The sequence below is a fragment of the Dyella terrae genome (assembly GCF_022394535.1).
Classification (GTDB): Bacteria; Pseudomonadota; Gammaproteobacteria; order Xanthomonadales; family Rhodanobacteraceae; genus Dyella.
This window is the reverse complement of sequence record NZ_CP089414.1, coordinates 1654187-1674697: the sequence shown is the minus strand read 5'-3', so window position 1 is coordinate 1674697 and position 20511 is coordinate 1654187. Positions and strand designations below refer to the sequence as shown.

The following is a 20511-nucleotide window of genomic DNA, read 5'->3' as shown; positions in this document are numbered from 1 at the left end:
GGAGTCGGTCGTGGACATCGAAAACGAGATTGACGCAGGCACCCAGCGTGCCCTGTTGGACAAAGTGCAACGCCATACCGGTATCCATATGGCGGACAGGAAATGGACCCTGCTGCAGGGGCGCCTACGGCGCCGCCTGCAGGCACTGGAACTCTGCCGCTACCGTGATTACCTGGCGGTACTGGAGGCGCAGCCAGAAGAAGTGGGCGCCTTCATCAACCTGGTGACCACCAACGAGACGTCGTTCTTCCGTACGCCACGCATCTGGGAACACTTCCAGCAGCATTTGCTGCCGGAGTGGTTCCGGGTGCATCGCGGGGCCACTTTGCAGCTTTGGTCCGCGGCCGCCTCCACCGGTGAAGAGGCGTACTCCATGGCCATGCTCTGCGAGGAGTTCCGCGAGCATCACCCCGCGTTCAAGTATCAGATCCTTGCCACCGACATCGCGAGCCACGTGTTGGTGACTGGCAAGGCCGGGCATTACCAAGGCAAGAGCATCGAAGGGCTGAAGCGCGCGAAGCCGGAATTGTTTAACAGATACTTCCAGCCAAGCGGCGACGGTTATCTGGCGTCACCCTCCTTGCGAGCGCACGTGGTGTTCCGCGAACACCATCTGCACAAGCGCCTGGATGGCGCTGCGCGCTTCGACATCACCATGCTGCGCAATGTCCTCATCTATTTCGACGAGGAGGGACAACGCCATGTGCTGGAGAACGCGCATCGCGCCATGGCGCCCGGCGGCGTGCTGATCATTGGCGAATCCGAATCGTTGACTAGGCTCAACGTGGGTTTCGATTTTGAACAGCCACTGGTCTATCGCCGCCAGGAGCGCGCGCATGCCTGACGGGCAGGACATCCAGGTGCGCATGTGCGAAGTGCGGATCGGCCGCGGCACCGACGTGCTGCGCGCCATCCTAGGTTCGTGCGTGGGCATCGGCCTGCTATGGCGCCGTCGTGGAGTCTACGGCATGGCCCATTGCCTGTTGCCGGAGTCGCCGCAAGGCGAACCGGGACAGGGTGCCAAATACGTTACCGGTGCCATGCCCTCGCTGCTGACGATGATGGAGTTGGAACGCAGAGAGCAGGACGAAGTGGAGGCCGTGGTCGCTGGCGGCGCGTGCATGGTGCAACACGCGGTCATGCCTCGGCATGGCCTTATCGGCGAGCAGAACGTGCGCATGGCGCAACGGCTGCTGGCAGAGACCAGGATCAAGGTCGTGCACGTCGACGTGGGTGGCGACAGTGGTCGCCAGCTCGTGATCGATTGCGCGCAACACCAATTTGCGGTCAGGACATTTGGCCGCACAACGTAAACCGGAGCATGGCCATGGAATCATCGATCGCTTCGCTCGTACGGCAGGATGCCGCTGAGATGTTCGGTTCGTTCCACCTGGGAGACACCGAGCTGGTGCTTCCTGTGGCGGCCGTGCAGGAAGTAGTGAACTATCCGTCCGTCGTCACACAGGTGCCGTTGGCGCCGTCGTATCTGCTTGGCCTGTTCAATCTCCGCGGTCGGTTGATTCCCATCGTCCATCTTGGCGAGGTGCTGGAACTCCCAGAGCGGGGACCGCGCGAAGGCGCCAAGATCGCCATCGTCGAGTTTCGCCAGGGACGCGTGGGGCTGTTGTTCGACGCTACCGGCGAGATCCTGCGCGTGCCGACCGAACAGAAAGTGATGTTCAGCGGCAGCGATGGCGCGCCATCGATGATCGGCGGCGCGCTCAAGCTAGATGGCGGCCAGCGCATCCTGCAGATCCTCAACGTGGATGCCTTGCATCGGCTGCCCGACATGCCGATGCCGCGGGGCGACGCACAGGCGTCCGATCCCGCACGTCTGCGCGCGGCGCAGGGACAGCGCCGCCAGGGTGTGTCTTTTCGCGTCAACGACACCCGTCTCGCACTGCCGATGGGAGCCATCCACGAAATCATCCGCGTGCCAGAGCTGCTCTCGTCCGTGCTCGCCAGTGAACTATGCCTGGGCATGCTCAACCTGCGCGGCAACACCGTGCCGGTGGTCGACTTCGCCCGCTTCCTCGGCCTGCCGTCCACGGCGTCGCCTACGGCGGTTGCGGGTGACTTCGAGGATGCGCGGCGCATCGTGGTGCTGCGCCAGAAGGACATGGACTTCGGGCTGCTGGTGGATGACGTGGAAAGCATCGTCAGCTACCGCGACGAGGAACTACTGGTCATCCCGTCGTTCCATGCCGAACACCCGCCACTCTTCACCGGATGCATTAGCCGCGAGGCTGCGCCGGATATCCTGCTCATTGACGAACTGGCGCTGTTGAGCGATGCGACCGTCGCCGACATCACCCAGGGTCACCGTGAGCTGTACACAGTGGAATCGACAGCGGAGCGCGGGCAGGGCAAGCGACGCAGCGGCGTGCGTGAAACCTATGTCACGTTCCGGCTCGAGCAATTGATGGGCATGCGCATCGACCAATTGCGCGAAGTCATCGACTTCCCCAACGACATGATGCAGCCGCCGGGAGCGCCGGACTATGTGCGTGGCATCCTCAACCTCCGCCGCAAGCTGGTCACCATCATCGACATGCGGTCCCTCTACGGCATGAAGAGCTACGCGGACGTGCGCGCCGCCAAAGTGCTGGTAGTGGAGAACGATGACGAGAAGTTCGGTCTGGTGGTGGACGCCATCGAGAACATCGTGACCATCGATGTGGCCGACAAGCTCGGTGTGCCAGGCGTGCTGCGCAACCAGATCGACCCGGCGTTGCGCAACGACATGCGCGACGTGGTCGAATTGCCCGATCAACGCACGTTGCTTCTGCTGGATGCCTCGCCACTGAAGGAGCGCCTCAGTGGCCGGACGGTGCATTGAGCGAACGGTATGGACGTGCCCTGTCCTGCATAAACGGAACGGGGTGGCCAGGGATGGCTTTTCCTTTCCGGCGTGTGTGATCGCGCAAAACACAACGATGCCTCAACGCATGAATTTGCGCCGATCTTGTGCGCTGTTTTTGCGATCGGATTCACTCATCGTGCATCGTTGCGAATCACATCATGGCGCCGTCGTGGAGAAGTGCGCCTGGGGGCGCGCTCGAGTCCACGGCATCATCCGATGGAGAGTTCGCATGAAGAAGACATTGCTCGCACTGATGCTTGGCGCCGTGATGGTTTCCACGACCGTGGCCGCCGCACCGTTTCAGTACGACGACCACCATGATCAGCACGATCAGGATCAGCACGGTCAAGGGCATGACCACGATCGCGACCGTGACCACGGGCCGGATCGCGACCACCACGACTACGTGATCGTGCACGACCGCGGCAATCACGAGGGCTGGTACCACCGGGGTGGACGCGTGCCCGAGGAGTACTACCACGACCGTCGCTACTACGTGGATTACCACGCGTACCACCTTGCGCCGCCGCCGCCGGATCACGTGTGGATCCGCAGTGACACCGGCGATTTCCTGCTGGTCGCCGTGGCCACAGGGGTGATCGCGGACCTGGTGATCAATCACTAAGAGGGACAACAGCCACACAGCTCAATTCGCATGAATTTGCGAAATGACATCACGCCAGATGAACGCCAATTGAGGCAGCGTGATAAGGCGTCACGCGTCTGGCGCATAGTGTTCGCGCAGGCGCTTGAGCGCTTAATGGACGTCACGCAACGACGGTGATTCCGTGGTTGCGGATGACGCGGACAGGGGACACGTTCCGTCGCGCGGGATAGGTTTCCCATGGGGCAGGCGAATTCGCACAGGAGGGATCGAAGATGAAGTCATATGGTCTGATGGCAGTTTTGCTCGCAGGTCTTCTGGCCGGACCGGCGGTGTATGCACAGCAGTCCGCCGCACCCGCTGGCTCGACGGGTCAGTGCAAGGACGGGAGCTACACCGACCACGCCACCAAGAAGGGCGCTTGCTCAGGTCACCAGGGCGTCAAGGAGTGGTACACCGCCGCGGCCGCCGCACCGGCTGCAGCAGCAGCTCCCGCCGCTCCTGCCGCCGCAGCAGCACCAGCGGCTGCTCCGGCAGCGGCTCCCGCCAGCAAGAGCGCGGCAACCAGCAGCAAGTCGGCAGGGTCACAGCCGCCGGCTAATGCGGCGCCGGGTGGTGGTCCGGGCCTGGTGTGGGTAAACGACAGCAGCAAGGTTTATCACTGCCAGGGCGACAAGTGGTACGGCAAGACCAAGGCGGGCGCATACATGAGCGAAGCCGATGCGAAGGCCAAGGGGTATCACGCGGATCATGGGAAGGCTTGTACGCAGTAAGCGTGCAATGAGATGTCGAAAAAAGGCCCGCGATTGCGGGCCTTTTTTTTGAGCGTGAGCTGGCTCCCTCTCCCCGAGTGGGAGAGGGAGCAGAACTGAGGCGCTTTGCGTGCCGTGTGCTTGCGGCCCTCACCCCGGCCGTCGCGCGCCCAACTGCACCAGCACTTCCTGCGCCGCGCGAATACGCTCAGTCGCACCGGGCAACTCCAGATTCACCTTGAGCTTGTCCTGCCCATCCAGCTTGTACACGCGCGGCTGACTCTGGATCAGGCGAATGATCGCCATCGGATCCAGCTCCGGCTTGTCGCGGAAGGTGATGCGTCCGCCATTGGCGCCGAAGTCCAACTTGCGAACGCCCAACGGTGTGGACATCAACTTCAATTGTGCCACCGCGAACAACTGCTTGGCTGGATCGGGAAGCAGCCCGAATCGATCGATCATCTCGACCTGAAGGTCACGCAGGTGGTCCTCGTTGCGAGCACTGGCGATGCGCTTGTACAAGGTCAGGCGTGTGTGGACGTCCGGCAGGTAGTCGTCGGGAATCAGTGCTGGCAGGTGCAGTTCGACTTCGGTCTCATGCTCGCTGCTGAGGTCAAAGTCGGGCACCTTGCCGGACTTCAGTGCGCGCACGGCACGCTCCAGCAGTTCGGTGTACAGGCCGAAGCCGATTTCCTGGATCTGACCGGACTGCTCATCGCCCAACAGCTCGCCCGCACCGCGAATTTCCAAATCGTGCGTGGCGAGTGTGAAGCCTGCGCCCAGTTCTTCCAGCGAGGCGATGGCTTCCAGCCGCTTCTCCGCGTCGGCCGTCATGGCCTTGCGATCGGGTACCACGAGGTAGGCGTAGGCACGATGGTGCGAACGGCCGACGCGGCCACGCAACTGGTGCAACTGTGCGAGGCCGAAGCGGTCAGCGCGATTGATGATGATGGTGTTGGCGGTGGGAATGTCGATGCCGGTTTCGATGATGGTGGTGCATACCAGCACGTTGAAACGCTGGCGATGGAAATCCGCCATCACGCGTTCCAGATCGCGTTCGGCCATCTGGCCGTGGGCGATGCCGATGCGCGCTTCCGGAATCAGTTCCTCCAGCTCGCGTGCAGTGCGCTCGATGGTGTCTACCTCGTTGTGCAGGAAGTACACCTGACCGCCACGTTGAAGCTCACGCTGGAAAGCTTCGCGGACCAGCGCCGGCTCCCACTGCGCGATGAAGGTGCGCACCGCCATGCGATGCGCGGGCGGGGTAGCGATCAGCGAGAGGTCGCGCAGGCCGCTCATCGCCATATTCAGCGTGCGCGGAATCGGCGTGGCCGTCATGGTGAGCAGATCCACCTCGGCGCGCAGCTTCTTCAGCTGCTCCTTCTGGCGTACGCCGAAGCGCTGTTCTTCGTCGACGATGACCAGGCCTAGATTCTTGAACTTGATTTCGGGCGAGAGCAGCTTGTGGGTGCCCACGATCACGTCGATCTGCCCATCGGTAAGACGCTTGAGCGCCTCGTTCACTTCCTTGGTCGACTTGAAGCGCGATAGCACGTCCACGCGTACCGGCCAATCGGCGAAGCGGTCGGCGAAATTGCGGTAGTGCTGTTGCGCGAGCAGGGTGGTGGGTACGAGCACCGCCACCTGGCGACCTGCCGTGGCGGCGGCGAAGGCGGCGCGCAACGCCACTTCGGTTTTGCCGAAGCCCACGTCGCCGCAGATCACGCGATCCATGGCGCGCGGAGCGGCGAGGTCCTTCAGTACCGAATCGATGGCCTGTTCCTGGTCAGGCGTTTCCTCGAATGGGAAGGTGGCACCGAATTCCTCCACCATCTGGCGGTCGATCGACATCGACTCGCCGCCGCGTGCTTCACGTTGCGCGTAGATGGCCAGCAGTTCGGCGGCGACGTCGCGCACTTTCTCGGCGGCCTTGCGGCGTGCGCGTTCCCACGCGTCGCCACCCAGCGAATGCAGCGGTGCGAGTTCGGGCGCGGTGCCGGTATAGCGGCTGACCAAACCGAGCTGTGCCACGGGCACGTACAGCTTGTCGCCCTTGGCGTACTCGATGGTGAGGAACTCACCTTCCATGCCGCCCAGTTCCATCGACACCAGACCCTGGTATCGGCCCACGCCGTGGTCGACGTGAACGATGGGCGCACCGATGGTCAGTTCGGTGAGGTCGCGGATGATGCTTTCTGGATCGCGCGCAGCGCCACGGCGGCGCTTGCGGTCGGTACGTACGCGCTCGCCGAACAGCTCGCGCTCGGTAAGCACGGTGAACGCGGGTTCCTTAAGGGCGAAGCCCTGTTCCAGCCCTGCAATGGTGATGGCAAGTCGCAGCTTGTCGCTGCCGGTAAGAAACGCTTGCCAGCCGTCGATGGTTTCGGGCTTCAAACCTGCGCTGGCGAGCTGTTCGATCAGGGCTTCGCGGCGGCCTGCCGAGTCGGCCGTGATCAGCACCCGTCCCGGGTAGCTCGACAGGAAGTGGCGCAGCGACGTGCCGGGCTCCTCGCCCTTGCGGTTGAGCGGCAGTTCCGGCGCGGGTTGTGTGCCGCTGGGCACGGCATGTTCGTGGCCGCTTTCCACCACTTCCACGCGCAGGCGCTTGTTGAGCTGTTCGCGCAGCAGTTCCGGAGCAAGGTACAGCTCCGCCGGCGGCAGTACGGGGCGCTCGATGTCGTGCGCGCGCTGGTCGTAGCGTTCGCCGGTCTGCGTCCAGAACTGGTCCGCTGATTCCAGTGCACCTTCCCCGAGCAGGAATACGGCGTTATCGGCGAGGTAGTCAAACAGCGTGGCCGTCTGCTCGAAGAACATCGGCAGGTAGTACTCGATGCCGCCCGGCGTCACGCCTTCCTTCATGTCCTGGTAGAGCGGACAGCGGCGCACGTCGATCGGGAAGCGCTCGCGCAGTCGCGTGCGGAAATCCTTGGCGGCGTTCTCCGTGAGCGGAAATTCGCGCGCGGGCAGCAATTCGATATGGTCTACCTGCTGTTGCGAGCGCTGCGTTTCCGGATCGAAGCTGCGGATGGATTCCACTTCGTCGTCGAACAGCTCAATGCGGTACGGCTGGACGGCGCCCATCGGGAAGATGTCGATCAGCGCGCCGCGCACGGCGAAGTCGCCGGGCTCACCTACTTGCGGCACGTTGCGATAGCCAGCGGCCTCGAGCCTGCGCTGCTCAGCGGCGAGGTCGAGCTTCTGCTTCTTCCTCACCACCAAGCCCGCGCCGGTGATGTGGCTACGTGGTGCGATGCGCTGCATCAGCGTTGCGATAGGCACCACCAGCACGCCGCGTTGCACATTCGGCAACTCGTACAGGGTGGCGATGCGTTGCGAGACGATGTCCGGGTGTGGACTGAACACGTCGTAGGGCAACGTTTCCCAGTCAGGGAAGTGCAGCACCGGCAGGTTGCCCGCGAACACACGCAGCTCGTCTTCCAGCGCGCTCGCGCGTTGCGTATCGCGCGTCACAGCGACCAACAGCCCCTGGTGCGTGCGCGCCGCTTCAGCGACCAGCAGGGCGCGAGAAGAGCCGTGCGGCGACGTCCAGAAGCGACGCTGCTTGGGGGTGGTGGGCAGGGGCGGGTGGGGAATCGTATTAGCCATGCGAACCCAACTATCGATGGCGAGGCCTCATGCCGCGCCGGGAAAGCGGGCAAGTGTAACGCGACCGCCCCGGACAGGCCGGGGCGGTTGTGGCTAGCTTCTGCAGGGGCGCTGGGGTCAGAGCAGCAGCGAGATCAGGGTGGTGCCAGGCTCGTCTGGCGACAGGCGGCGCACGAAGCCCAGTTCCTTGCACAGATGGAGCATGGGGCGGTTTTCCAGCAGCACGTAGCCCCAGATTTCGCTCAGGCCGCGGTGGCGACAATCGTCGACCAGGCGCTGCATCAGCAGGGCGCCCAGGCCCTGACAGCTCCAGTCGCGCTCGACCAGCACGGAGAATTCGGCGCTGTTGGCGGCTTCGTCCACGAAGATACGTCCGACGCCGCGCATTTCCGCTGGCTTGACCGTCTCGTCCATCAGCACGAACGCGGTTTCCACGGCAGGGTCGATGTGGGTCAGGCGCTGCGCCATCGAACCGGGCAGCTCCGACATGCAATGGAGGAAGCGACGGCGGATGTCCTCTGGCGACAGGCGGGCGAACTGGCGCTTCAACGCAGCCATGTCGTCGGGTTCGATGCCGCGCAGGTACAACTCGCGGCCATCATGCGCGTGCACCAGCTCGCCCTTGGGCGATTTGGACACCTCAACCAGGCGAGGGCGGGCGAAGCGCTCGTTGCTACGCACGGGTACCAGTGCGCGGCGGTTGCTTGAGTAGTCGATGGCGGGCGTCATGACCATACTTTACCGTATTGTGTGCAGTGCAACATGAACAAAAGGCTTTGTTGGTCAAGTCATTTCGCGGCTCTATGTCGCACCGCGAAGAAGGATTGGGTGGGTTGTTGGGTGTTGCCGGCCCGCTGCGGGCAGAATGCGCCAGAGCGCGCCCGTTGGCGTTGAGGGAGAGTGAAAACCATGGTGGCTGCGTCCAAAGGCATCACCCCTCGCCAGGTCGAGGCACTCTGTGGGCATTGGCCCGGGGTGACCCGTGACATCAAATGGGGTGCCGAGTTGGTATTCAGCGTGGGCAGCAAGATGTTCGTGGTGATGCCGGTCGACGGCGGGCGGATTGCCTTCAAGGTCGAGGAGGATCGCTTTCTCGAACTGACCGATCAGCCGGGTATCATCGCGTCCCCTTATCTCGCCCGAGCCCGCTGGGTCTCGGTGTTGGAGCCGCAGCGCTTCACCACCAGGGAGCTGTCTGAGCACATCCACACGGCTTACGGGCTGGTCCGCGCCAGGCTCACCAAGAAGCTGCAGGCGGAGCTGGGCGAGTGGCCGCTCCCGAAGGAAAAGCACGAGTGAAGCAGTACATCGGCAGCATCGCCCTCGTCGTCGCCGATTACGACGACGCCATCGATTGGTATACCCGCGTGCTGGGATTTACGCTGGTCGAAGACACCGACATGGGCGGCGGCAAGCGCTGGGTGATCGTGGCGCCGCCGGGTTCGGTCGAGACACGCGTGCTCCTTGCCAAGGCGACGACGCAACAGCAATCGGCCCGCGTAGGTGACCAGACGGGCGGCCGTGTCTTCCTGCTGCTGCACACCGACGATTTCTGGCGCGACTACCGCCGCATGGAAGCCGCTGGCGCCACCTTCTGCGAGGCGCCGCGCGAAGAGGCCTATGGAACGGTGGTGGTGTTCCAGGACCTGTATGGCAACAAGTGGGATCTGTTGCAGCTCAAGAGCGGCTCTTAGTCGGCGATGTCCGGCTCGAAGAAACTCCAACGGATATCCGGAAACTGCGCTTTCATGGCGCGCTCCACGCTGTTGATCGCCTCCACCAGCGCGGTCTGGTCCGGTGCTGGAGACATGCGCGCCTTCACCGCCACCATCACGTCGGGGCCCATCTGCAGGGTGATGACGTTGAGCACAACATCCACTTCAGGACGCGCGTTGATGAAGGCAATCAGCTCCTCGCGGCGCTTGGGCTCCACGCCCTGGCCGATCAGGAGATCCTTCACTTCGCTGGCCACGACAACCGCCACCACCACCAGCAGCACGCCGATCACGATGGTGCCCGCGGCGTCGTAAAACAGGTTGCCGGTGATCATGGTGGCGAGCACGGCCACCAGCGCCACGGCGAGGCCGAGCAGGGCAGCAAGGTCTTCGCCGAAAATCACCAGCAACTCGCTGGAACGCGTTTCGTGAAACCAGCGCCACAAGCTGCGGCCATCGCGTGCCTTGTTCACTTCCTTCAGGCAGCCGTGCATGGAAATCGACTCGGCCACCACGCCAAAGCTAAGCACGCCGATGGCCAGCCACGGCCACTTCAGCGGCTCCGGGTGGCTCAGCTTGTGGATGCCCTCGTAGATGGAAAACATGCCGCCCACGCTGAAGAGCAAGATGGCGACGAGGAACGACCAGAAATACAGCGCGCGGCCCCAACCCAGCGGATACTCGTCGGACGGCGGGCGTTCCGCCTGTCGCATACCGAGCAGCAGCAGGCCCTGATTGCCGCAGTCGGCCAGCGAATGCACAGCTTCGGCCAGCATGGCGCCCGAGCCGGTAATCAGCGCGGCGACCAGTTTGCTCAGGAAAATGGCGAAATTGGCGCCGAGGGCGAGCAGGACCGCCCTCAGCGAATTGGCATGACCAGACATCGCGCATTCCCTTGGACGAAGGAAGGCAGTTTAGCCGCCTATCCGGGTATCAGCGTATGACGCCGCCCACACCCACGCCGAAGCTCACGTTCGACTTCCCTGCGTTCATTTCATCGGGTGTCCACCGGTGCGATTGGGCGACGCTCACCAGTGGGAACACGTAGTTGGCTTCGCCCACCTTGCCGTCGCGGGTGCTGGTGATGCGGCCCGCCAAGGTGATCAACGAGCCGGTCGGGATAGTCAAAGGGCTCCACATAGCCCGGCATCACGGCGATGAAACGGCCCCAGCCACCGTTACTGGCCAGCTTAGGACGCTGCGAGCTGTCGAGCGGATAACCCACGATCTCCACTTCGCTGTGATCGGCGAGGTTGCGTACCTCGACAACCTGGCCACCCCAGATCACGTCAGCATTGGCGTACTGGCCCGGCGATTGCGCCACGATGTTCGGCGTTGTCGCTACGGTGGTGGGTGAGGGTTTGTAGATAGGCGCGGGTGCACAGGCCGCCAGCGCCAGCAGGCCGGTAGCGATGGCGCTGCGCAGAAGGGTGTTGGTGACGTGCTGTTTCATGGCCGCTTTCCCCGTGGACTGATTTGAGCTTAACGGGCTCACCGCACGGAAGGTATACAGCGTGTGGAAGCTCGTTCGCACGTTCAGCCGGCGCTATCTTCCAATAGCCAGTCGAGTCGCCACTTCGCGGGATGTTCCTGCGACAGCAGCGGTGCCATCGCGCGCAGGGCATCACGCAGTACCTCGTCCAGCTTCCACGGCGCATTGAGAATCACCATGCCCGAACCATTGAGGCGCAGCGGCGAGTCATCCGGATGCACCAGCAACTCAGCCCGCAGCACCCGGCGCACGCCGCAATGCTGCAGCCAGCGATGAAACGGTTGCACCTGGCTGCGCAACTTGATCGGATACCACACGGCGTAGACACCGGTGGGCCAGCGCTGCAGAGCGCCTTTCAGTGCCCGCTCGATCACGCGGTACTCGGCTTCCTGTGCTTCATAGGGCGGATCGATCAGCACGAGACCGCGCTTCTCCTTCGGCGGCAGCAGCGCCTTCAGTGCCTCGTAGCCGTTGCGCTGGTGCACGTGCACGCGATGATCGTGATGAAACAGATCGCGCAGGCGCGTGGCTTCTTCCGGATGCAATTCGCACAGCTGCGCGCTGTCGTTGGCGCGCATGGCATTTGCCACCTGCAGCGGTGAACCGGGGTAAAGCTTCAGGCCACTCTCGTTACCCGGCACGCGCAGGATGGCGTCGAGCCAGCGCCGCAGCAGCGGAGGCAGGGGCTCCGTCTTGCCATGGCTGCCATGCATATCGGGGAACAGCAGGCGCGTAATGCCATCCTTGTATTCGCCCGTCTTACCGGCCTCGACGCTGTCGAGCGCATAGCAACCGCTGCCGGCGTGCGTGTCGACGAAGGCGAACGGGGTGGGCTTCGCCTGCAATGCCTCGATTAGCGCGAGCAGCACGGTGTGCTTGAGGACATCGGCGAAGTTGCCGGCGTGGTAGGCGTGACGATAGTTCATGGGATGGGGGCGCCGGGAGGTGGGACATTATAGGGGAGGGGGGTCCCTTGCTTCTGTTTTTCTTTTCTTGGGAAGGGCGCTGCGGGGCGCGTGCTTTTCTCCCTCTCCCCTTTGGGGAGAGGGTTGGGGTGAGGGGGCAACCTAGCCTCACCGTTTGTGTCGTCACCCCTGCGTAGGCAGGGGTCCAGTGACTTTTCGCTCGGTTGTCGCGCTACGGCGATCTGGCTCGCCTGCGGCGGGCTTTCGACCTCCTGCCGGAGGCCGAGTCACTTTCTCTTGCTTGCCCAAGAGAACGGTAACCGAAGAGAAGGGCACCCCCACTTGGCGCTGGCCGGTGAAGCCGGCCAGTTCGTGAGGGGCGGCCGGGCTTTTCGACAGGGCTCCTGCCCCGACGAAAAGGGATCGGCATCCTTGCCGATCCCCCCTGCGGGCCTGATCGTCCACCCCTCACCGCCGCACAGGGGGGGGGGGGGCCGACGATCAAAAGCGCCGAGCCGACGGCTCGTGCAGCGGAGCTGCACATCGCACTCGCAGGACAACCTCTCTCATACCGCGTGGAGCCACCTCCAGAGTTGAGCCCCCGCCACCACACGACTATCCTCGACCTCATGACCCGCCACCTGTTCCGCCACCTGCGCCGTTGCCGCACCTTGATGGTGCTGGCTCTGTGCGCGTGGCTTACGCTGTCCAGCGTGGCGTGGTCCATGCCGCGTCATGACGACTGCTGCCCTGCGGCAGACGCGATGGGCATGATGGCCATGCAGCACGCCGCACCGGACCATGGGGCAACCCATGCGTCGACGCTCAGTGCGGATAGCTGCTGCGCGCATGCGCCGGCTAGCGTGCCCGCATCGATAGTGCCGCATGTGTTGCACGTGCAGGCGGATGGCGCTCATGTTCAAGCGCGCCGGGAACGTACCCCGCAGCCTGCCTACGAACCGCCTTTGCGGCCTCCGGTCGCCTGATTCTCCGTTGATAGCAACGGGCCGACGTTTGTCGGCCGACTAGATGCGTCTGCGTCGCGGGCGCGCATAGCGGAGTCAAGGCAATGAACAAGCAGGAACCGCACGGCTTTCAGCTGCCGCGTCGGCGTTTCGTACAAGGATTGGTGCTGGGTGGCGTGGCTGCCGGGCTGGGGTTGTGGCGCGGTAATGCACTGGCGCAGGCGGCTGGGCCGCGTGCGGAGTTGAGCGGTAACCGTATCGATCTGGAGATTGGTGAGCTGCCGGTCGATTTCACGGGGCGTCAGCGCATGGCCACCGTAGTGAACGGCCAATTGCCGGCGCCGCTGCTGCGTTGGCGGCAGGGCGAGACGGTGACACTGCGTGTGCGCAACCGGCTCAACGTGGCCAGCTCCATCCATTGGCACGGCATCGTGTTGCCGGCGGATATGGATGGCGTGCCAGGCTTGAGTTTCGATGGTATTCCGGCGGGTGGTGAATACACCTACCAGTTCACCGTGAACCAGTCGGGCACCTATTGGTACCACAGTCATTCGCGTTTCCAGGAACAGACCGGCTTGTACGGCCCGATCGTGATTGGGCCGCGCGAGGGCGAGCGCTATCCGACGGATCGCGACTACGTCGTGATGCTCAATGACTGGACCGATCTCGATCCGGAAACCATCTACGCCAATCTGAAGAAGCAGAGCGGCTACTACAACTATGGCAAGCGCACGGTGGGTGATTTCATGCGCGATGCCGGGAACGAAGGCGTTTCCAAGGCTCTCGCCGATCGGCGCATGTGGAACCAGATGCGCATGGATCCTACCGATCTGGCGGATGTTTCTTCCGTGGCCTATACGCACCTGGTGAACGGTTGTACGCCGGCCGGCAACTGGACGGGCCTGTTCAATGCGGGTGAAAAGATCCGCCTGCGTTTCATCAATGGCTCGTCGATGACCTTCTTCGATGTGCGCATTCCCGGCCTCAAAATGACCGTGGTCGCGGCGGACGGGCAAGCTATCGAGCCGGTGACCGTGGAGGAGTTCCGCATCGGCACGGCCGAGACGTATGACGTGATCGTGCAACCGTCGACGGATCGCGCATGGACCATCTTTGCGCAGAGCATGGATCGCACCGGCTATGCGCGGGCCACGCTGGCGCCGCACGCCGGCATGGTGGCGGACGTACCAACGCTGGATCGCCGGCCCTTGCTCAGCATGGGCGACATGATGGGCACGATGGATCACGCCGCGATGGGACACGACATGTCCGGCATGGACATGATGGCGATGCCAGGCATGGCCATGTCGATGTCGCATCACGACACGCCGACCGAACCCTTGAGGACGGGGCCTGAAGTGGACATGCGCGTGCCTACGCCACGCACCAATCTCGACGATCCGGGCGTCGGCTTGCGCGACAACGGGCGCCGCGTACTTACCTATGCGGACCTGCATGCCGTCGATGCGCCTATTTCGCCTAACGTGGACCGCGAACTCACGCTGCGGCTCACCGGCAATATGGAGCGCTATCTCTGGTCGTTCGATGGCAAGCGCTATTCGCGCGCTGAACCGCTGCGCCTACGCCATGGCGAACACGTGCGCATCGTGTTGGTGAACGACACGATGATGACGCACCCCATCCACCTGCATGGCATGTGGAGCGAGCTCGAATCGCCCAATGGTGACTTCCAGGCGCGCAAGCACACGGTGATGGTGCAACCAGCGCAGCAAGTGGCCTATCGCGTGAGCGCGGACGCGCTTGGGCGCTGGGCCTATCACTGCCATCTGCTTTACCACATGGAGGCGGGCATGTTCCGCGAGGTGGTGGTGGCATGAGCCGATCGCTTTCGCTTTGGATTTCCGCATGCCTGGGCGTGTTGCCGGTGGCTGCGTTCGCGCAGAGCATGGATATGCAGAACATGCAGAACATGCCCGGCATGGTGATGCCGCCGGCCGCTGACAAGCAGGCGCCTACGCATGATCAGCATGATGCCGCACCCACGAAGGATGACGCGCAGCACGCCGCCATGGATCACTCTGGCCATGACATGAGCAGCATGCCCGGTATGGCGGGGACAGAGGCAAAAGTCTTGCCCCCGAACGACCACGTGCCACCGCCGCCACCGCAATCCGTTCCACATGACATGACGCCAGCGCAGATGAACGCGATGATGCAGATGGACGACAACGCATCGCTCGGCATGTTCACGCTCGATCGCCTGGAGCGCAGCCGCAGTACCTCCGGTGACTATGCGACCAGCTGGGAAGCCGAAGGCTGGTACGGCAATGCGATCAACCGCCTGTGGCTGAAGACCGAAGGCGAGCGCGACAGCAGCGGCACGCAGGATGGCCGCGTGGAGGCACTGTGGAGTCATGCCTTCGCGAGCTTCTGGGATTGGCAACTGGGTGCGCGGCACGACTTCGGACAAGGGCCTGACCGCCAGTGGCTTGCTGCCGGCGTGGAAGGTCTTGCGCCTTACTGGTTCGAAACACAGGCGACGTTCTACGTCGGTGAGGAAGGGCGCACCGCGCTGCGGCTGGAAACCAGCTACGACATGCGGTTCACGCAGCGATTGATCCTGACGCCACAGGTGGAGCTGAACTTCTACGGCAAGGACGATCCGCGACGCGGCATCTCGTCCGGCCTGTCGAACGTGGAGGCGGGGATGCGCCTGCGTTACGAGTTCAGCCGCAAGTTTGCGCCGTACGTGGGCGTGAACTGGACGCGTCGCTTCGGCAGTTTCAACGACATGCCCGGTGTGCCGGAAGTGCACGCACGGGAAACGACCTGGGTCGCTGGTGTGCGTATCTGGCTTTGAAGGGGAGTGCCATGAAGAAGACCATAGCTATTGTGTTGCTTGTGCTCGTGCTGGCCGCCGCGGCAGCAGCGGCGTTTGTGGTGTCCGGAAGCTACGACATTGCGGCGGATCGACCGCACTGGGCGTTGACTGAGCGTGTCGTCGAGACCTTGCGCGACCGCTCCATCGAGCGTCATGCGGGAGGCATCACGGTGCCTGATCTCGACGATCCGCAGCGCATCCGTCGCGGTGCGGAGCATTACGCGGAAATGTGCACCTCGTGCCATCTCGCACCGGGAATGACGCAAACGGAATTGCGCGAGGGGCTCTATCCGCAGCCGCCAAATCTCTCCAAGCACGGGGTGCACGATCCGGCCGAGGCGTTCTGGGTCATCAAGCACGGTGTGAAACTCACGGCCATGCCGGCCTGGGGGCGCAGTCATGACGATGCGGCCATCTGGGACATGGTGGCTTTCGTCAAGCAGTTGCCCACGATGGATCAGGCCGCGTTCGAAGCGATGGCGGGCAGGGAGGCTGACGACGGACATGGTGATCACGAGCATCACCACCATGACGATCCGCAGGGCGAGCCGGCGGATCACGATCATGACCACATGGATGCCGATGGCCACGACCATGATCACGCGCACTGACGGCGCGCATTGAACGAAATGGTGCGGATGGCATGTCGCCATCCGCACCGCTTGATCAGTAAGCGACCGTGATGCGCTGCTTGCGTGCGTCGTTCTTCTCGACGCGGTCCAACAGGGCTACAGCGTAGTCGGGCACGCTGATGTGACTCTTGCCGTTGGCGTCCACCAGCAACTGGTCGCCGCCGACGCGGTACTTGCCGGTGCGCGGGCCGTCTTCAAGCAGGGCGGCCGGGCTGATATAGGTCCATTCCACGTCGCTCTTGTGCTGGCGGAACACGTCCAGCGCCTTGGCCTGTCCCAGCGCCTCGGCCTTCCAGGCTTCGGGGAAATTCGGGTCGTCCACCACGCGCACACCCGGCGCGGTTTCCAGTGAGCCGGCGCCACCGACCCACACCAGACGCTTCACGCCGAGCTTGGACAGGTTGTCCAGCACCGCAGTGGCCTTGGCCGGGATGGCGTCGTTCGAACCGTCGCGGCGGGCCGAGATGCTGACGATGACAACGTCCGCGCCACGCACGGCATCCAGCCACGAATCCGGCTCGCCGATGTCGCCGGTAACGACCTTCACGCGCGGATCGGGGTTGGCCAGTCGCGACGGGTCGCGAACGATGGCGGTGACGTCGGCACCACGTGCCAGGGCTTCATCGAGGATGGCGTGGCCGACATGGCCGGTCGCGCCGAACAGGGCGATCTTCATGGATGTTGCTCTCCAGCGGGGATAAGGGGAGTGCGGCGGACGATGACGCGTAGCGCGTGAAAGATCTGCCAGCACCGGGGAACGGAAGCCATCATGCGCCTGCGGAAGGTGCGGATAAACGCACCAAAAGGGAATTCACTGTAAAGTTTAGATTAACAGTGAGGATGGCCCCATGGCTGACGTCAATCTCAACCGCTTGTCCGTGTTCGTGGCGCTGGTGCGAGCGGGCTCATTCACGGCCGCCGCTGAAGTGTTGGGCATGACCAAGGCCATGGTGAGCCAGCACATCGCCCGCCTGGAAAGCGAACTGGGCGTGACGCTGCTTTCGCGCAGCACGCGCCGCATGGCGCTGACCGAGGCCGGTTCGGCGTTCCATGCTGCCTGCGTGCGTATCCTGGCCGAGGCGGAAGCGGCGATCGCACAAGTGGGGCAAGGCCAGGAGAAACCCAGTGGCACGCTGCGGCTCACGGCGACCGGTGATTACGGTACGGCAGTGGTGGCCCCGGCGCTGGCGGAATTCCTGCGCGTGCATCCGGAGATACAAGCCGATTTAGTGCTTACCGATCACATGAGTGACTTGATCGCCGAGCGCTTCGACATGGCCATCCGCATGGGCTGGCTGCGCGACTCCAATCTACGTTCCGCACGCTTGGGCAGTTTTCGCCAGTTGTTGGTGGCCTCGCCAGGCTATCTCGCGCGACGTGGCGAGCCGCGCCTGATTACCGATCTCGCCTCGCACGACTGGGTAGCGCTGGCCCTGCTGGCCACGCCATTGCGCTGGACTTTCACTGCACCGGACGGCTCCCGCCGCACGGTGCGCATGCGCCCGGTGGCACAGACGAACAACGTTACCGCGACACATGCGCTGGTACGCCACGGCACCGGTGTCAGCGTGCTGCCGGATTACCTCGTGACGGATGACATCCGCGACGGGCGCTTAGTTGTGCTGATGGCGCAATACAGCCTGCCGGACTGCGGTATTTACGCGGTGTATCCAGGGCGTCAACCACCGGCCAAGGTGCGTGCCTTTATCGACCACATGCGAAAGACGGTTGCAGCGTCAGGCTGATTTCTTCAGGCCCGGTCGAGACCTTCAATTTCGCCGCACGTCATTCCGGCGTAGGCCGGAATCCAGTGGCCACATAGCTAGGTTTTCGCGGTAGCGCCAAATACTTGAACTCCACGCGATAACCGATGGCGTCCGTGACTGGATTCCGGCCTACGCCGGAATGACGGTGAGGAGAATGATCGCGCCCGCGAGATTTCGAGCCGGCGCCTAGCCCTGAAACATGTAGAACAAATAGGCGAAGAAAAGAATCAGGTGCACGCCACCCTGCAGCACGTTGGTGTGGCCGCTGGAGAACGTGACGAGACTCAAGCCAAGGGTCAGCACGAACATCGCCAGATCCGTGTGTTGCAGCCCCAGCTCAATGGGATGCGCTGTGACATGGCTGATTATCAGGATGGCGGGAATGGTCAGCCCGATGGTGGAAAGCACTGAGCCAAGGAAGATGTTTACTGAGCGCTGCATATGGTTGCGCCGCGCCGCTCGCACGGCGCCGACACCCTCGGGCGTGGCGACCAGTACGGCCATCACCAGCCCCGCGAGTGCAGCGGGCTTGTGCAGTGTTTCCACTACGTAGTCCACGGGGTGGGCCAGCTTCTCGGCCAGATAGACCACGGGTGCCATGTAGGCCAGCAGCAGCGCCGCGTGCAACAGGCTGCGCGCTACGCCGCCGTGTAGTACACGCGCCGTTTCCTCCTCGTCTCCGCTGTCTGCAGCGAAATAGGCGCGATGACGTCGTGTCTGCAGCCCGAGGAAGGCGAGGTACAGGCCGGCGCAGATCACGGCGAGAAACACCTCTTGCGGAAACGTGAGTACGGTCAGTCCGTGCGCGGCGAAGCGGGGCATCACCAACGCGAGGATGCCCAGCGGAATGACCACCCCAAGGTATGCATTGGCACCCTGCAGGTTGTATTGCTGCTCGCGATGCCGCCAGCCACCGGCCAGCAAAGACAGGCCAACCATGCCGTTGAGCACGATCATGGTGACCGCGAATAGCGTGTCGCGCGCCAGTGTGGGGTTGTTCTCGCCGTGCAGCATGATCGCGGTGATGCTGATCACCTCAATGGCGGTGATCGACAGCGTCAGCACCAATGTGCCGTAAGGCTCGCCCAGGCGTTCGCCCAAGTGTTCCGCATGGCGCACCACGGCCAGCGCGGAGCCGAGGATGACGGCGAACAGCCATGCGAAAAGGATGGCAAGCCATAGCGGCTGGTCCAGCCCGCTGAGCAGGCGTGGACCGAACAGTAGGAACGCGATGGAAGTAACGACGCTGACAGCGAGGAACCACTCGCGCCGTAAAAGCCTTGGGAAACCGCCCGAAGTCATCTCACGCACCTCCCCGGACCATCGTGAAGCGACGCACCGCGTCGCGCGCTAGTCAGCCGGTGTCGTGGGAAGGGGCGTACTTCGCGGCGACAGCGCTTTATTCAACCACACTGTGGCTTTCCGCGGTGCCCAGTAGTTCCGGTTGTGACGGCGGTGTCTGTTTGCGCGTGAGCAACGGGTGAATAAAGACGGCGGCCAGGATCACCGCCACGCCCCCATAGAACCAGCCGTCCAGCTGGCGCTGCTCGCCCAGCAGCAGGATGGCCAGCACGATGGCGTAGATCGGCTCCAGGTTGGTCACCATCTGCGTCCCGAAGGCGCTCATATGGCGCAGGGCGACCAGTGCCAGGGCAAACGGCAGCAGGGTGCAGCCGAACGACAACACCAGCAGCAAGATGGCGTCGTGGGTACTGGGAAGCACGAAAGCGGGGCCGGGCAGCAATGGCGCCAGCAGGGTAAGGAACAGCGTGCCGGTGCCCAGCTCGATACAGGTCACGGTGAGCGGGTCGCCGTGTTCCACCAGCCGCTTGTTGAAGGCGCCGAACAGCGCCACCAGCAGGGCCGACGCCGTGCCCACGACGATGCCCATGCGCATGTCCATGGGCACTCCGCCGACCACCATGGCCACGCCGGGCACCACCGCAACGCCGATCAGCAACTCACGCGGATCGAACTTGCGACCGGCGATCCAGGGCTCCACCAGCGACAGGAACACCGGGCCCAGGGCGATGCAGGTAGCGCCGACCGAGGCGTTGGCGAGCTTGATGGCGGCGTAGAAGGTCAGCCAGTGCAGCGATACCAGCACGCCGATGCCCGCATAGCTCCAGCGCAGCTTCGCGGGCATCGCCTTCAGGCCGCGCCATACCTTCGGGCTCAGTAACAGCGCGCCCGCCACCAGCAAGGTACGCCACCACACCAACTGCAGCGCGGGCAGGGTGATCAGCTTGCCCAGGATGGCGGTGAAGCCCCAGAACAGGACGCAGAAATGGATCTGCCAGCGGGCCTTGGTTACCGGTTGCATGCGTGGATGTCGGGGGAGGGAGATGAGCCCAACATTCTAGCGTTGC

At 63.5% G+C, this 20511-nt stretch carries 20 protein-coding genes and 1 pseudogene; 12 read left to right on the top strand and 9 right to left on the bottom strand.

Translation table 11 applies throughout. The annotated features are described in order from the left end of the window. Positions 1-10 precede the first annotated feature (10 nt). The 5 genes from DYST_RS07030 (at position 11) to DYST_RS07010 (ending at position 4240) form a co-directional block, all read left to right on the top strand. Complete coding sequence (locus DYST_RS07030) at positions 11-844, top strand: CheR family methyltransferase (protein WP_102303389.1); 834 nt, start codon at positions 11-13, stop codon at positions 842-844. Further along, positions 837-1313: a chemotaxis protein CheD gene (locus tag DYST_RS07025; RefSeq protein WP_102303390.1), complete on the top strand. Its 477-nt coding sequence runs from the start codon at positions 837-839 to the stop codon at positions 1311-1313. The genes DYST_RS07030 and DYST_RS07025 overlap by 8 nt, the downstream gene beginning before the upstream one ends. A 14-nt stretch (positions 1314-1327) precedes the next feature. Next, positions 1328-2839: a chemotaxis protein CheW gene (locus tag DYST_RS07020; RefSeq protein WP_239950946.1), complete on the top strand. Its 1512-nt coding sequence runs from the start codon at positions 1328-1330 to the stop codon at positions 2837-2839. 253 nt (positions 2840-3092) lie between these two features. Further along, positions 3093-3488 carry an RcnB family protein gene (locus DYST_RS07015; protein ID WP_239950945.1) on the top strand — a complete coding sequence of 132 codons (396 nt, stop codon included), beginning with the start codon at positions 3093-3095 and terminating at the stop codon, positions 3486-3488. A 254-nt stretch (positions 3489-3742) separates the two neighbouring features. After that, on the top strand, positions 3743-4240 hold the full coding sequence (locus DYST_RS07010; RefSeq protein ID WP_239950944.1) for a DUF3761 domain-containing protein: 498 nt from the start codon (positions 3743-3745) through the stop codon (positions 4238-4240). 129 nt (positions 4241-4369) lie between these two features. Here the strand turns inward: DYST_RS07010 and mfd are convergent, their stop codons facing one another. Beyond that, positions 4370-7825 carry a transcription-repair coupling factor gene (gene mfd / locus DYST_RS07005; RefSeq protein WP_239950943.1) on the bottom strand — a complete coding sequence of 1152 codons (3456 nt, stop codon included), beginning with the start codon at positions 7823-7825 and terminating at the stop codon, positions 4370-4372. A gap of 117 nt (positions 7826-7942) precedes the next feature. Continuing rightward, the gene (locus tag DYST_RS07000) at positions 7943-8554 is read right to left on the bottom strand and encodes a GNAT family N-acetyltransferase (protein WP_239950941.1); all 612 of its coding nucleotides are present in this window, start codon (positions 8552-8554) and stop codon (positions 7943-7945) included. A gap of 180 nt (positions 8555-8734) precedes the next feature. Here DYST_RS07000 and DYST_RS06995 point away from each other — a divergent pair, with 180 nt between their 5' ends. Both DYST_RS06995 and DYST_RS06990 read left to right on the top strand, forming a co-directional pair. Further along, on the top strand, positions 8735-9124 hold the full coding sequence (locus DYST_RS06995; protein ID WP_239950939.1) for an MmcQ/YjbR family DNA-binding protein: 390 nt from the start codon (positions 8735-8737) through the stop codon (positions 9122-9124). Next, a complete protein-coding gene (locus DYST_RS06990; protein WP_102303395.1) occupies positions 9121-9519 on the top strand; it encodes a VOC family protein in 399 nt (132 codons plus the stop codon). The genes DYST_RS06995 and DYST_RS06990 overlap by 4 nt, the downstream gene beginning before the upstream one ends. Here DYST_RS06990 and DYST_RS06985 read toward each other — a convergent pair. From DYST_RS06985 to DYST_RS06975, 4 genes and pseudogenes are all read right to left on the bottom strand, one after another. Then, the gene (locus tag DYST_RS06985) at positions 9516-10424 is read right to left on the bottom strand and encodes a cation diffusion facilitator family transporter (RefSeq protein WP_239950937.1); all 909 of its coding nucleotides are present in this window, start codon (positions 10422-10424) and stop codon (positions 9516-9518) included. The two genes, DYST_RS06990 and DYST_RS06985, sit on opposite strands and share 4 nt — an antisense overlap. 49 nt (positions 10425-10473) lie before the next feature. Continuing rightward, positions 10474-10680: a Slp family lipoprotein gene (locus DYST_RS24165; protein ID WP_343214861.1), complete on the bottom strand. Its 207-nt coding sequence runs from the start codon at positions 10678-10680 to the stop codon at positions 10474-10476. A gap of 55 nt (positions 10681-10735) precedes the next feature. After that, a pseudogene (locus tag DYST_RS24160) lies at positions 10736-10993 on the bottom strand (Slp family lipoprotein); the annotation flags it as partial. A gap of 83 nt (positions 10994-11076) precedes the next feature. Then, positions 11077-11958 (bottom strand): 23S rRNA (adenine(2030)-N(6))-methyltransferase RlmJ, encoded by an 882-nt coding sequence (locus DYST_RS06975; RefSeq protein WP_239950936.1) that lies wholly within the window; start codon positions 11956-11958, stop codon positions 11077-11079. A gap of 608 nt (positions 11959-12566) precedes the next feature. Here DYST_RS06975 and DYST_RS06970 point away from each other — a divergent pair. The 4 genes from DYST_RS06970 (at position 12567) to DYST_RS06955 (ending at position 16355) form a co-directional block, all read left to right on the top strand. Continuing rightward, positions 12567-12923 carry a hypothetical protein gene (locus DYST_RS06970; protein ID WP_239950934.1) on the top strand — a complete coding sequence of 119 codons (357 nt, stop codon included), beginning with the start codon at positions 12567-12569 and terminating at the stop codon, positions 12921-12923. 83 nt (positions 12924-13006) lie between these two features. Next, positions 13007-14740: a copper resistance system multicopper oxidase gene (locus tag DYST_RS06965; protein WP_239950932.1), complete on the top strand. Its 1734-nt coding sequence runs from the start codon at positions 13007-13009 to the stop codon at positions 14738-14740. After that, positions 14737-15723, top strand: coding sequence for a copper resistance protein B (locus DYST_RS06960; protein WP_239950930.1), 987 nt, complete (start codon positions 14737-14739; stop codon positions 15721-15723). Before DYST_RS06965 ends, DYST_RS06960 begins: the two co-directional genes overlap by 4 nt. Positions 15724-15734: 11 nt before the next feature. After that, on the top strand, positions 15735-16355 hold the full coding sequence (locus DYST_RS06955; RefSeq protein WP_239950928.1) for a c-type cytochrome: 621 nt from the start codon (positions 15735-15737) through the stop codon (positions 16353-16355). A gap of 55 nt (positions 16356-16410) precedes the next feature. On the opposite strand, the gene DYST_RS06950 is transcribed toward DYST_RS06955, so the two are convergent. Continuing rightward, positions 16411-17052: an NAD(P)-dependent oxidoreductase gene (locus DYST_RS06950; RefSeq protein WP_239950926.1), complete on the bottom strand. Its 642-nt coding sequence runs from the start codon at positions 17050-17052 to the stop codon at positions 16411-16413. Positions 17053-17224: 172 nt separating this feature from the next. Between DYST_RS06950 and DYST_RS06945 the strand changes: the two genes are divergently transcribed. Further along, positions 17225-18121 carry a LysR family transcriptional regulator gene (locus tag DYST_RS06945; RefSeq protein ID WP_239950925.1) on the top strand — a complete coding sequence of 299 codons (897 nt, stop codon included), beginning with the start codon at positions 17225-17227 and terminating at the stop codon, positions 18119-18121. 207 nt (positions 18122-18328) lie between these two features. Here DYST_RS06945 and DYST_RS06940 read toward each other — a convergent pair whose 3' ends face one another. After that, complete coding sequence (locus DYST_RS06940) at positions 18329-19444, bottom strand: calcium:proton antiporter (protein WP_239950923.1); 1116 nt, start codon at positions 19442-19444, stop codon at positions 18329-18331. 97 nt (positions 19445-19541) lie between these two features. Next, positions 19542-20465, bottom strand: a complete 924-nt coding sequence (locus DYST_RS06935; RefSeq protein WP_239950921.1) for a DMT family transporter — start codon at positions 20463-20465, stop codon at positions 19542-19544. Between the last annotated feature and the right edge of the window lie 46 nt (positions 20466-20511).